Consider the following 12,547-nt stretch of genomic DNA (forward strand, 5'->3'; position numbering starts at 1 on the left):
TCCAACAGCTATCAATCTGCACGTTCAATTTCGCACAACAGCGGGTGATCACATTCTGACGAATGGTGATTCACCTGGGCTGCTTTGGTTTCTGCGATATCCCGGGAATACACACCACATACGGCTTTGCCTTGCGTATGGACGAGAAGCATTACCTGTGTTGCCTTTTCTTCATTCATTCCGAAGAAAGTCGTTAACACTTCCACCACAAAATCCATAGGAGTGTAGTCGTCGTTTAAAAGAATCACCCTGAACTGCGCAGGCCGCTTCAGGGCTGGCTTTTCCGGCGCCACGCTGACCTGGTCATGACGACCTGGCTCACGTTCGTCTCCCTGATTCCATATTAGTTGAGAATTTTCAATCATTCGCATCATTCTTTCCGAAGTTACCGGTGCCTACTAGTAATGTGGGTGTGGGTCACCGCTTTTTCAAGCAGGCCTTCTTTTATATAGGTACGCACATGATACCGGTTCCGGACTGCCTTCAACCACTCAAAACCTCTACGGCGAGCAGTTGACTGCAACTCAGTATTGAACCAAAGTTCATAGCGATGTAAAAAAAATGTTGCTCAACTCCAGAATTCAACAATAATAATCATGTGACAGCTCAGGTACAGGGGAGTTCAACATGCCCAGCGGCAAAGTAAAATGGTTCAACAACGCTAAGGGTTACGGTTTTATCATTGAAGACGGCTACAATGACGACCTTTTTGCTCATTTTTCGGCCATTCAAATGGATGGCTATAAAACTCTGAAAGCCGGACAGGCGGTCAGTTTCGAGAAAAAGCCGGTGGATGACGGTGTTCACGCCATCAACATCATGCCGCTGCTGCAACCAAATCACAGTGTCCCGTCTGGCTGAACGATAAACCAGCCAAATTTCTGTGGATCCACGGCTACTGGCGGTTGCGAAATACTGTATCTGGGGTAGTCTCTGCGGCTAGCCCTAACAGCAACACAGACTACCTATGTCCGAATTAATCCTGTTCAACAAGCCGTTTCAGGTACTCAGCCAGTTTACAGATGAACGGCAACCTGGCGACAAGCCCCGGAGAGCTACCCTGGCCGACTGGATCAACCAGCCCGGCATATACCCTGCCGGCCGCCTTGATTACGATTCCGAAGGCCTGCTATTACTGACCTCAGACGGCCCGCTACAGCATCGCATAGCCTCGCCCCAGGGTAAGATGGAAAAAACCTACTGGGTCCAGGTTGAAGGCACAATGAACCCTCAATCTCTGCGCCAGCTGGAGCAAGGTGTACCGCTAAAAGACGGCCTGACGCGCCCAGCCCTTGCTCGGGCCATGGAAGAACCTGTCATTTGGCTACGCAACCCCCCTGTGCGCTTCCGCCAGAACATTCCCACTAGCTGGCTGGAGCTGACCATCTGTGAAGGCCGTAATCGCCAGGTAAGGCGGATGACCGCGGCGCTGGGTTTTCCGACACTGCGGCTGATCCGCTATCGCATTGGTGACTGGAGCCTTGGCTTACTAGAACCCGGTCAGTATAGCTCAACGACCCTAAACATGACCGCGACCCCAGCGCCGCGTCGCAAACCCACTGGCAGCCGTCCATCACCAAAAGCAAACCGCGGCCACCGCCCTCACCGGAGTCAAACATTGTCATGACTTGGACGCCCCACGCAACCGTCGCCGCCATTGTTGAAGATGACCAAGGCCGCCTGTTAATGGTTGAAGAGTCCAGCGACGGCAAAATTGTGTTCAACCAGCCTGCCGGGCACATTGAAGAAAACGAAACCTTGCTCGATGCGGTGCGCCGGGAAACCCTGGAAGAAACCGGCTGGGAGGTAGAACCAGAGTATCTACTGGGCATTTACGTTTACAAAGCGCCGACCAACGGCGTTACCTACTACCGCTTCTGTTACAGCGCCCGCGCAGTGCGCAAAGTGTCAGAGCAGCTTGATAGCGACATTATCGCCGCTCACTGGCTCACACCGGAACACATAGCCGGCCTGGGTGACAAGCTGCGCAGCCCGCTGGTACTTCAGTGTATAGAAGATTTTCAAAGTGGCCGGCGTCTGCCGCTGGATCTGATTCACGACCCACAGACGTGACGACCGCAAGCTGATAAAATACTCCGCTTTTACTGACACAGAGCCGTTATGACCGAGTTCCATACAGCCGCAAATACCACCCCGGGTACCGTCCCTGGCACTAGCTCAAACATGAGCTGCGTTATCGTCGGCATGTCCGGCGGTGTCGACTCCTCCGTTGCCGCCTGGCTGCTAAAAGAACAGGGTTATCAGGTAGAAGGCCTGTTCATGAAGAACTGGGATGAAGACGACGGCACCGAATATTGCACCGCCATGACCGACCTGGCCGACGCTCAGGCGGTGGCCGACCACATCGGTATAAAGCTGCATACCGCCAGCTTTGCGGCGGAATACTGGGACCGGGTATTCGAGCATTTTCTCAGCGAATACAAAGCCGGCCGCACCCCAAATCCAGACATTCTGTGCAACAAGGAAGTGAAATTTCGCGCTTTTCTGGATTACGCGATAACACTGGGCGCCGATTACATTGCCACCGGGCACTACACTCGCCAATGCCCGCTTGATGACGGTTCCGGCAAGGTTCAGCTACTCAAAGGTCTCGACGGCAACAAAGATCAAAGCTATTTCCTGCACGCGGTATCCGGCGATCGCATCGCCCGCACTCTGTTCCCGGTAGGCGAACTTGAGAAGCCAGAGGTACGCCGCATTGCCGAAGCGCAAGGGTTTGTTACCCACGATAAAAAAGATTCTACCGGCATCTGCTTTATTGGCGAGCGCAAGTTCACTGACTTCCTGAAGCAGTACCTGCCGGCCCAGCCCGGCACCATTGAAACACCGGAAGGCGACATTGTTGGCCGCCATCAGGGCCTGATGTACCACACCATTGGCCAGCGCCAAGGCCTTGGTATTGGCGGATTGAACGGTTACAGCGATGAACCCTGGTACGTAGCGGAAAAAGACCTGGCACGTAACGTGTTGATTGCAGCTCAGGGTAAAAACCACCCACTGCTGTTTTCCCGCGGCCTGGTCTCTGGCCCCGTCGATTGGGTTGCCGCTGAGGCTCCGAGCGCAAAGTTCCGCTGCATGGCCAAAACCCGCTATCGCCAGCCTGATCAACTGTGCGAGGTAACAGCCATCGACGGTGGCGTAAAAGTGGTGTTCGATGACGCCCAGCGCGCAGTGACGCCTGGTCAATCGGTGGTATTTTACGACGGCGAGATTTGCTTGGGCGGCGGCGTCATTGAACACACTTGGCGCGATGGCGAACCACTGCCAGCGCGCCTGACCGCTGAACCAACTGACGGAGTGCCGTTATGAGCCGCACACTTCACGACCAAACCCTGGCCCTGGCCGGCGTTTTTCAGGCTGCGAATCTGGTTACCCAGATTGCCCATGACGGTGTTTGCGACGCAACCGACCTGGAAACCTGCCTACGTTCACTGTTCGCCACTGACCCGGCCACCACGTTGGATGTGTACGGCGGAGAACTGCGCGACTTGAGCCTGGGGCTAAATACGATGGTTCGCGTGCTCGGCGAGCAACGCAAGCCCACCGACATCGAAACACTGCGCTACGTGCTCAACCTGCTCCAACTGGAGTCCAAACTCAATCGCAGTAAAGACATGATGTCGGTGCTGGGCAGCCGGATTGAGCAGGCACGGCACACTGCCAGTCATTTCGGTTATATACACAGCAATCTGATTAGCAATCTGGCGTCAGTGTATGCCGACACCATCAGCACCTACCGCCAGCGCATTCAAGTCGGCGGCACGCCGGCTATTCTGCAGCAGGAAGAAAACGCCGCTAAAATACGGGCGTTGCTGTTGGCCGGCATTCGCTCGGCAGTGCTCTGGCGGCAGACCGGCGGGCGCCGCTGGCAACTTATCTTTACCCGCAAAAACGTGATTGCCCACGCCCGCGAATTGCTGAAAAACGGATAGTGCCCGGTTTGCCTAATTCGCCAGCCTGCTGAGCTGATTCCGACCGGCCGCTGGTGTATTATATCGTCCTGACTTTTACCGCCCCCGCTTCAAACATTTTTGAGAGGTTTTCGATGGAACTCACCGCCCTGACCGCCATTTCCCCAGTGGACGGACGCTACGGCAGCAAAGTTAGCGTTTTCCGCGATATTTTCAGTGAATATGGCCTGATCAGAAACCGCGTAACCGTCGAAATCCGCTGGCTGCAAAAACTGGCTGCTCATCCGCAAATTCATGAAGTTCCGGTATTTTCTACTGAAGCAGACGCCGCCCTGAACACCTTGGTGAGTAAATTCAGTGTGACCGATGCCCAGCGCATAAAAGATATTGAACGCACCACCAATCACGATGTAAAAGCGGTGGAATACTTTATTAAAGAAAAAATCGCTGACAACGCCGAACTTCACGCGGTCACCGAATTTGTTCACTTTGCCTGCACCTCAGAAGACATCAACAACCTGTCCCACGCGTTGATGCTGCGCGAAGGCCTGGACATCGGCATGCTGCCGGTGATGACAAAAGTCATAGACCAGATAGCCAAGCTGGCACACGACCACGCTGCCCAGCCCATGCTGTCGCGCACACACGGCCAAACCGCGTCGCCCACTACCGTGGGTAAAGAGCTGGCCAACGCGGTACACCGCCTGCGGCGCCAGCTGGCGCAGATCCAAAACGTGGAGTTGCTGGGTAAAATCAACGGCGCCGTGGGCAATTATAACGCTCACCTATCCGCTTATCCGGACATCGACTGGGCCGCAACCGCCGAAACGTTTATTGAAGGCCTGGGGCTGAATTTCAACCCCTACACCACCCAGATTGAACCTCACGATTACATCGCCGAACTGTACGACGCGGTTGCCCGCTTCAACACCATTTTGATCGATTTGGACCGCGATATCTGGGGTTATATTTCGCTGGGCTATTTCACGCAGAAAACAGTCGAAGGCGAAGTCGGTTCGTCCACCATGCCGCACAAAGTTAACCCCATTGACTTCGAAAACTCCGAAGGCAACCTGGGCATTGCGAACGCCTTGCTAAACCATTTGTCAGCCAAGCTGCCAATCTCGCGCTGGCAGCGTGATCTGACCGACTCTACCGTGCTGCGCAACCTGGGAGTGGGGTTTGCCCACAGCCTTATCGCCTATGAATCTACCCTCAAAGGCCTGAGCAAGTTGGAACTGAACGCAGCGCGCCTAGACGCCGACCTAAACCAGGCTTGGGAAGTTTTAGCGGAACCGATTCAAACCGTGATGCGCCGTTACAATATTGAAAAGCCATACGAAAAGCTAAAAGCCTTAACCCGCGGCAAAGCCATGAGCGCCGAGGTTATCCAAAGCTTTGTCAGCAGCCTGGACATTCCCGAACAGGCTAAGGCCGAACTCATGGCGATGACACCCGGCAGCTACATTGGCAACGCCATAAACCAAGCCCGCAACATCTGAACACCGGAGTAACACCATGGACATGCTTGGCGGAATAACCTCTGCAGAGTTTTTACGAGACTACTGGCAGAAAAAGCCTCTGGTTATCCGCCAGGCGCTTCCCGGCTTTGAAAGCCCCGTAACGGCCGACGAGCTGGCTGGGTTGGCCTGCGAAGAAACCGTAGAGTCGCGCATCGTGATTGAAGATGATGCCGGGAAACCCTGGCAAGTACATAACGGCCCGTTCACCGAAGAGCGTTTCAGCAAGCTTCCAGAGCAAAACTGGACCCTGCTGGTGCAGGGCCTTGACCACTGGGTGCCGGAAGTCGCCGATTTACTGGAGCAATTCCGCTTTGTACCCAACTGGCGGTTGGACGACATTATGGCCAGCTACGCGCCTAAAGGCGGCAGCGTAGGTCCCCATTACGATCAGTATGACGTGTTCCTGCTGCAGGCCCGGGGCAACCGGCGCTGGACGTTTGGCGGTGAATGCAGCTCTAAGTCGCCGCGCCTGGAAGGCACACCTCTGCGTATTCTAAGTGACTGGCAGGGCGAGGAAACCGTAGTTTTAGAGCCGGGCGACATGCTGTACCTGCCGCCTGCCATCGGCCATCACGGTGTAGCCGAAGGCGACTGTATTACTCTGTCAGTGGGCTTTCGCGCGCCCACAGTCGACGATTTGCTCACCGGCTTTACCGACTTCCTGTGCAACCAGCCCAATGCGGCCGAACACATGAACGACCCGGATCTAGTGGTGCAGGACAATCCCGGCACCATCGCACCGGTGGTCATTGACCGCCTGGAAGCCCTGATACAGGAAAAAATAGGCGACCGGCGCAATCTCTCACTGTGGTTTGGCCAATTTGCCACCGCTCCAAAGAGCGCTGAAACGGTGGTACCCGCCGATGAGCCTGCCGCCAGCGAAGACCTTCAAGCCGCAATACAGGCCGGTGAACAGGTTCGCTGGAACGAAGGGTCTCGCTTTGCCTTTCATGAACTGGACAACGAAACCGCACTGTTTGTAGACGGCGAGCAATACCTGTTGCGAGGCGATGCTCGCCCGTTTGCGCCGCTGTTGTGCGCTGGCGTGCGGGTTGACACAAAGGCTTTGGCAGAATTTGCCGAAGACGACGCGATACTTGGGCTGCTCACCAATCTGTACAATCAGGGCTCGGTCTATTTCGAATAAACGGCCGCACGGGGCTTTGATGAATTTGCGCATTCGGAAATACAACTGGAACAGCGCGCCGCCGCAAATCCGAGGCATCCGCCAGCGGGTATTTGTTGAGGAGCAGAACGTGCCACCGGAGCTGGAATGGGACGCCACCGACCAAAGCGGCGAACACTTTCTGGTGGTGGTGGATGGCAATAAAGCCGCCGCCACGGCGCGCCTGTATGGCATTCCGGGTGCCACTGGCTTCATCGGACGTATGGCGGTGTTGCCGCCATACCGCGGCCAACGGATTGGCCAGGCACTGTTGCAGCATCTGATCTGCCAAGGCGCGGCACACTACTCTCAGCTGCAACTGTCGGCGCAGCAGCACGCTGTCGAATTTTATCGGCGTGCCGGTTTCCACCTCTGTTCAGACCAATATGACGATGCCGGCATAGCGCATTTTGATATGCGCTGCCTGGCGCCTTCGGTGCTGGCCGAAGACCTGGCGGCGGAACCGGTCGAGAAACGGCCTGGAATTCGCAAATACCCAATGAACCTTGGCGACGATTCGCGCAGCTGGCTGTTCGAGCAGCCACGGCAACTGGTAGAGCTGATGCACAGCTTAGCGGGACAGGCGCGGCAGCGATTATGGCTGTACGACAACTCGCTGGACTTTGACCTTTACGGCCAGCCGCGCTTTTGCGAGTTGGTGTCGCAAATAGCCAGGCGCCATAGGCTTAGCGATGTGCGCCTACTGATTGAAGATGACAAAGCCCTGACTCAACGCCAGCACGGGCTGGTTGAGTTAATGCGACGGTTGCCCAGCCACATCGAACTTCGGCTGGTAAGCGATGCAAACCCACCCGAAAAAGAACCCTTTTTGCTGGCCGACCGCCAAGGTGTGCTTTATCGACATGGAGTTGGCGGCAGCCAGGGTTTCGCCAACTTTTCCGACCGCGGGCGGGTAAAACGCCTGGAAGAGCGCTTCTTGCAAATGTGGAACACCAGCCAGCAGTCGACAGAATTACGGGTGCTTTCTCTCTAGCATTCAACGTAGCCGCCGGCGCTCTAGCATTTAACGTGACCGCAGGTGCGCCATCTTTTGAATCAGCCGCGTTCGAAGGGTGTGCCGAACTCGGCAAACTCTGCGTCTACTTCTTCAGCCACCTCGGCGATCAGCCGGCGCAACCATTGGTGGTCGGCGTTGTGTTGCAGCAGCGGGCTCCAGGCCATTTTCAAATCGAACGGCGGAATATCGAAGGGCGGCACTTTGAACACCAGGTGCGGGTTGTCGCGCTGGAGCCAGGCCGCCCGTGATGGCAGCGTGGCAATCAGATCGTGTTGCTCGGCCAAGAGCATGGCCACTTGATAGTGGCGGGTAAACACTGAAATCTGCCGTTTATGGCCAATCTTGGCCAGGGCTTCATCAACCCAGCCCAGGCGCTGCACGTCTTTTGGGTTCACCCCTACCCCCACGCCAAACCCGGTCTTACTGACCCAGATGTGACTGGCCTGAAGATAACTTTCCAGGACAAAAGATTGTTTCAAAATCGGGTTTTCAGCATTCATCAAACAAGCAAAATATTCGCTCCACAGGGTTTTCTGGTGAAACGACTGGGGAATCTTGTCGAAGCGGTTGATGGCCATATCCAGCCGGCCCTGCTCCACATCCAGAAAACTGACGTCGCTGGGGGTTAGTACATCCAGAGTTACCTGCGGAGCTTCCTGACGTATCCGCCGCAGTACTCGCGGCATCAGGCAGGACTCAGCGTAGTCACTGGCCATAATACGAAACACACGCTGGCTGTTAATCGCGGAAAACGGGGTTTTATCCTGCATCACCTGCTCGATGCTGGACACAATCGAACGCACCACTGGCTGCAACTCCCGGGCTCTTTCAGTGGCGGTCATGCCTTCGCTGGTGCGCACCAGCAGGGGGTCACCAAACAACTGGCGCAACCGTCTCAAGCCGTTACTCATGGCGGGCTGGGTAATGCCCAGATGGTTGGCTGCCTTGGTTACATTGCACTCTCGCAACAGCACGTCCAGGTATACCAGCAGATTCAGGTCAACGCGGGAAATATCCAAGGCCTGCTCTCCTTCACATTTAAAAACATTCTTAGGAAGCTATTTCTGATACCCTTTTTTTACTATTAAACCTGCGCTAGCTTGCCTATGGAGTCGCGTCGTACGTCATGAAACCTTCAACACTTGTTCTGCTATTAATAGCCGTGGTTGCCATTGCGATTACGGTGGTTACCATCAGCCACCTGCGTGAAAAAGCCCGCATTCAGCGCGTTCGCCACATTGCCATGCTGGAAAAGAACTACAAACTCGCCAATCGGCTGCTATCGGAACTGCCGGGCCAGTATCTGAGCAGTGATTTGAAGCTGATCCTTATCAAACAAATGGAACACAGTTGCAATAGCCTCGCAACCCTGAACACAGCCCTACCCATTGATCAACGGCGCGATGCGCTGGTCCTGCTGAAGCAACAGATACGCGACGGTGCAGACAAAACAGTGCAGATGCCCATAGATTTACCGCAAAAAGCGACCGCCGTCAAAGACCTACTGCAAAGCCTGTTCGCCATGTTAGAGGCGATGCACGAGGCCGGCCGACTAGACGCCGCCACAGCGCAGAAGAACCTGAAATACGTGCTGTTTTTGGTACACAAAACCCAGACTGATCTGCTTGTTTTTCAGGCTCGGGATTGTATGCGCCAGAACGAAATACGTAAAGCCATTCACGCATACCATCTGGCCAGCACCGAAATGGGCAAATCTGCGGATAATCCCGTGGCCATAGAAGCCGTGAAAAGCTTCCGCATCCGCATCAAAGAACTGGAAGCGCTGACCGGCACAGAAACCGACAGCGCAAGCCTTGAGGCGCACCGCAAGCAGGATAAAGAGTGGGATACCCTTCTGGAAAACGACAACTGGAAGAAAAAAACCAACTACGACGATTAAGAGGGGTACTAACCCAGCGCCTTTACGATGTCAGCACGAATATCGGCAGGCTTAGTGGTGGGTGGGTAGCGCTTGAGCACTGTGCCGTCGCGATTCACCAGAAACTTGGTAAAATTCCACTTTACTTGCTCGGACCCCAGCAGCCCCGAGGCCTCATGCTTCAGATAGCGGTAGAGCGGATGTGTGTTATCGCCGTTTACCTCAACTTTCGCAAACATCGGAAAGCTGACTCCGTAGTTCAGTGAACAAAACTGTCCGATGCTGTCGTGGCTGCCCGGATCCTGATTCATGAACTGATTGCAGGGAAAACCCAGCACTTCCAGGCCCCGATCAGCCAGGTCGCTGTAAAGCGACTGCAGACCCTCAAACTGTGGCGTGAAACCGCATTTGCTGGCGGTGTTCACAATCAGCAAGACTTTGTCTTGGTAAACCGCCATGCTCTGGGCGTTACCGCGAATGTCTGCTACTTCAAAATCGTATATGCCGGCCATCGCGTTGTTCCTTCTGTCTGAAATACGGTGAAATACTGGGGCACCGAGTTTAGCACTCGTTGCCAGCCTGCGGGCAGATTACTATTTCACAAGCAACCGCGGAATCTGCCGTAACCCAGCGTCCCGTCTGGCGAATAGCCAGACGGGACGCTGGCACTATTCATCATAATTCAACTGTTGTTCAGGGCTCCCGCTCCATTAGAATAGACCGCGACATCCTGATTTTTTATTCGCCGCAACACACGCTAAAGAAAGGATAGACTGGGCATGCAGAATTATCACAAATCCGCCAAACTGGACAATGTGTGCTACGACATACGCGGCGTGGTTCTGCGTGAAGCGCGGCGCCTGGAAGAAGAAGGCCATCGCGTACTGAAGCTGAATATCGGCAACCCGGCCAGCTTTGAGCTTGATGTACCTGAAGAAATTCAGCAAGACGTCATCTACAACATGCACCTGGCCCAGGGCTATGTGGAATCCAAAGGCCTGTTTTCCGCACGCAAAGCGGTCATGCACTATTGCCAGCAGCGCGGCATCGACAAAGTCGACATTGATGACATTTACCTGGGTAACGGGGTCAGCGAACTGATCGTGATGTCTATGCAAGCCATGCTCAATACCGGCGACGAAGTGTTGATTCCGGCCCCTGACTACCCGCTGTGGACCGCCGCGGTAGCGCTTTCCAGCGGCAAGCCCGTGCACTATCACTGCGATGAACAGCAAGGCTGGTTTCCAGACATTGATGACATCCGCCGCAAAATCACCAAACGCACCCGGGCGATTGTGCTGATTAACCCCAACAACCCTACCGGCGCGGTCTATTCCACCGAGCTGTTGCACCAGGTGATTGAACTGGCGCGGGCCCACAACCTGATCGTTTTGTCTGACGAGATTTACGACAAAATTCTTTACGATGACGTGAAGCACGTTTCTACCGCGTCCCTCGCCGATGACGTGCTATTTTTCACCTACAACGGCCTGTCGAAAAATTATCGTGCTGCAGGCTATCGATCCGGCTGGATGATCATCAGCGGCGCCAAACACAAAGCCACCGACCTGGTTGAGGGCATCGAAATGCTCTCGAACATGCGCCTGTGCGCCAACGTGCCAGCCCAGCTGGCCATCCAGACAGCTTTGGGTGGCTACCAATCCATCAACGATCTGGTGATTCCTGGCGGCCGCCTGTTCGAGCAGCGCCAGGCGGCGTGGGAATTGCTCAACGACATTCCCGGCGTTAGTTGCGTAAAGCCTCAGGGTGCACTCTACTTGTTCCCCAGACTGGATCCCAAGCGCTACCCCATCGTCAACGATGAGAAACTGGTACTGGACCTGCTGATTCAGGAAAAGATACTGCTGGTGCAGGGTTCCGCTTTTAATGTAAAAGACAGACAGCATCTGCGGGTTGTTTTCCTTCCGCGCAAAGACACTCTGGCCGATGCCGTGGGCCGCCTGGGGCGATTCCTGGAACAATACAAGCAGTAAGGCTGTCACCTCTTTTGGCCGGCCTGATTCACAGGCTTTTTTATGGGCACATTCGCAGGCGCGGGTTCATTTACAAGAGAAGGAAGCTATGAGAATACTGCTGTTTCTGGCCACCAACCTAGCGGTAATCCTGGTAGCCAGTTTCACTTTGAGATTACTAGGCGTAGACAACTATCTGGCCGAGAACGGAATTGATTACGGCTCTCTGCTGGTGTTTGCGGCCATATTTGGCTTTGCCGGCTCTCTTATATCGCTATTGATTTCAAAACCAATGGCGAAATGGAGCACCAAAGCCCGGGTGATCGACACACCGCGCACACCGGTGGAGCGATGGATACTCGAAACCGTGGCGGAGCTGGCCAAAAACGCCGGTATTGGCATGCCTGAGGTGGCCATTTTTCCCGCCAGTCAGTCCAACGCTTTTGCCACCGGCTGGAACAAAAACAAAGCGTTGGTGGCGGTCAGTGAGGGCCTGCTCAGCCGGTTCAGCAAAGACGAGGTTCGCGCTGTGATGGGCCATGAAATCGGCCACGTAGCCAATGGCGACATGGTGACCCTGGCGTTGATTCAAGGCGTGGTAAACACCTTTGTTATTTTCGCAGCGCGGGTTATTGGCTCCTTTGTCGACCGCGTGGTGTTCAAGAATCAAAGCGGCCACGGTATGGGCTTCTTTATTGTCAGCATGGTGGCTGAGCTTGTTTTAGGCATTCTGGCCAGCACCATTGTGTTCTGGTTCTCTCGCCGCCGGGAATTTCGCGCCGACATCGCCGGCGCTCAACTGGCCGGCCGCGCAGCCATGATCAGTGCCCTGGGACGACTAAAACAAGAAAGCCAGGTACCAGACCAGATGCCCGATACCCTGCAAGCGTTTGCCATCAACCGGGGCCATCGGAGTGGCCTGAGTGCTTTGTTCATGACCCACCCGCCGCTAGAACGGCGCATCGAGGCATTACAGCAGGCCAAGCTTTAAAAAAATATCGTGTACTGCCAATGCTGATAGACGTGGAAGACATTCTCAGGCGTTTGATGCGTACCA

General features: G+C 54.9%; 14 protein-coding genes. 11 read left to right on the forward strand and 3 right to left on the reverse strand.

Annotated features, from left to right (window positions below; all coding sequences use genetic code 11):
* Positions 1–11 precede the first annotated feature (11 nt).
* Positions 12–371, reverse strand: coding sequence for an ATP-dependent Clp protease adapter ClpS (gene clpS / locus MRBBS_RS11345; protein WP_041635265.1), 360 nt, complete (start codon positions 369–371; stop codon positions 12–14).
* Between the two features lie 256 nt (positions 372–627).
* Here clpS and MRBBS_RS11350 point away from each other — a divergent pair, with 256 nt between their 5' ends.
* The 8 genes from MRBBS_RS11350 to MRBBS_RS11385 all read left to right on the forward strand — a co-directional run bounded on the left by MRBBS_RS11350 (position 628) and on the right by MRBBS_RS11385 (position 7,614).
* Positions 628–861, forward strand: coding sequence for a cold shock domain-containing protein (locus MRBBS_RS11350; RefSeq protein WP_014871660.1), 234 nt, complete (start codon positions 628–630; stop codon positions 859–861).
* 106 nt (positions 862–967) lie between these two features.
* A complete protein-coding gene (locus MRBBS_RS11355; RefSeq protein ID WP_014871661.1) occupies positions 968–1,627 on the forward strand; it encodes a pseudouridine synthase in 660 nt (219 codons plus the stop codon).
* Positions 1,624–2,073 carry an NUDIX hydrolase gene (locus tag MRBBS_RS11360; RefSeq protein WP_014871662.1) on the forward strand — a complete coding sequence of 150 codons (450 nt, stop codon included), beginning with the start codon at positions 1,624–1,626 and terminating at the stop codon, positions 2,071–2,073. The genes MRBBS_RS11355 and MRBBS_RS11360 overlap by 4 nt, the downstream gene beginning before the upstream one ends.
* Positions 2,074–2,184: 111 nt before the next feature.
* Positions 2,185–3,330, forward strand: a complete 1,146-nt coding sequence (mnmA, locus tag MRBBS_RS11365) for a tRNA 2-thiouridine(34) synthase MnmA (RefSeq protein ID WP_014871663.1) — start codon at positions 2,185–2,187, stop codon at positions 3,328–3,330.
* The gene (hflD, locus tag MRBBS_RS11370) at positions 3,327–3,953 is read left to right on the forward strand and encodes a high frequency lysogenization protein HflD (RefSeq protein ID WP_014871664.1); all 627 of its coding nucleotides are present in this window, start codon (positions 3,327–3,329) and stop codon (positions 3,951–3,953) included. The genes mnmA and hflD overlap by 4 nt, the downstream gene beginning before the upstream one ends.
* A gap of 113 nt (positions 3,954–4,066) precedes the next feature.
* Positions 4,067–5,434: an adenylosuccinate lyase gene (purB, locus tag MRBBS_RS11375; RefSeq protein ID WP_014871665.1), complete on the forward strand. Its 1,368-nt coding sequence runs from the start codon at positions 4,067–4,069 to the stop codon at positions 5,432–5,434.
* 16 nt (positions 5,435–5,450) lie between these two features.
* Positions 5,451–6,602 carry a cupin domain-containing protein gene (locus MRBBS_RS11380; RefSeq protein WP_014871666.1) on the forward strand — a complete coding sequence of 384 codons (1,152 nt, stop codon included), beginning with the start codon at positions 5,451–5,453 and terminating at the stop codon, positions 6,600–6,602.
* 19 nt (positions 6,603–6,621) lie between these two features.
* Positions 6,622–7,614, forward strand: coding sequence for a GNAT family N-acetyltransferase (locus MRBBS_RS11385; RefSeq protein ID WP_014871667.1), 993 nt, complete (start codon positions 6,622–6,624; stop codon positions 7,612–7,614).
* A 62-nt stretch (positions 7,615–7,676) separates the two neighbouring features.
* Here the strand turns inward: MRBBS_RS11385 and MRBBS_RS11390 are convergent, their stop codons facing one another.
* Positions 7,677–8,657 (reverse strand): LysR family transcriptional regulator, encoded by a 981-nt coding sequence (locus tag MRBBS_RS11390; protein WP_014871668.1) that lies wholly within the window; start codon positions 8,655–8,657, stop codon positions 7,677–7,679.
* Between the two features lie 107 nt (positions 8,658–8,764).
* Between MRBBS_RS11390 and MRBBS_RS11395 the strand changes: the two genes are divergently transcribed.
* Complete coding sequence (locus tag MRBBS_RS11395) at positions 8,765–9,538, forward strand: hypothetical protein (protein ID WP_014871669.1); 774 nt, start codon at positions 8,765–8,767, stop codon at positions 9,536–9,538.
* 8 nt (positions 9,539–9,546) lie between these two features.
* Here the strand turns inward: MRBBS_RS11395 and MRBBS_RS11400 are convergent, their stop codons facing one another.
* Positions 9,547–10,029: a glutathione peroxidase gene (locus MRBBS_RS11400; RefSeq protein ID WP_014871670.1), complete on the reverse strand. Its 483-nt coding sequence runs from the start codon at positions 10,027–10,029 to the stop codon at positions 9,547–9,549.
* A 267-nt stretch (positions 10,030–10,296) separates the two neighbouring features.
* On the opposite strand from MRBBS_RS11400, the gene MRBBS_RS11405 reads away from it, so the two are divergent.
* A complete protein-coding gene (locus tag MRBBS_RS11405; RefSeq protein WP_014871671.1) occupies positions 10,297–11,511 on the forward strand; it encodes a pyridoxal phosphate-dependent aminotransferase in 1,215 nt (404 codons plus the stop codon).
* 88 nt (positions 11,512–11,599) lie between these two features.
* On the forward strand, positions 11,600–12,481 hold the full coding sequence (gene htpX, locus MRBBS_RS11410) for a protease HtpX (RefSeq protein ID WP_014871672.1): 882 nt from the start codon (positions 11,600–11,602) through the stop codon (positions 12,479–12,481).
* The last annotated feature ends 66 nt before the right edge of the window (positions 12,482–12,547 follow it).

Origin of the sequence: Marinobacter sp. BSs20148 (assembly GCF_000283275.1) — a bacterium.
Lineage (GTDB): Bacteria > Pseudomonadota > Gammaproteobacteria > Pseudomonadales > Oleiphilaceae > Marinobacter > Marinobacter psychrophilus.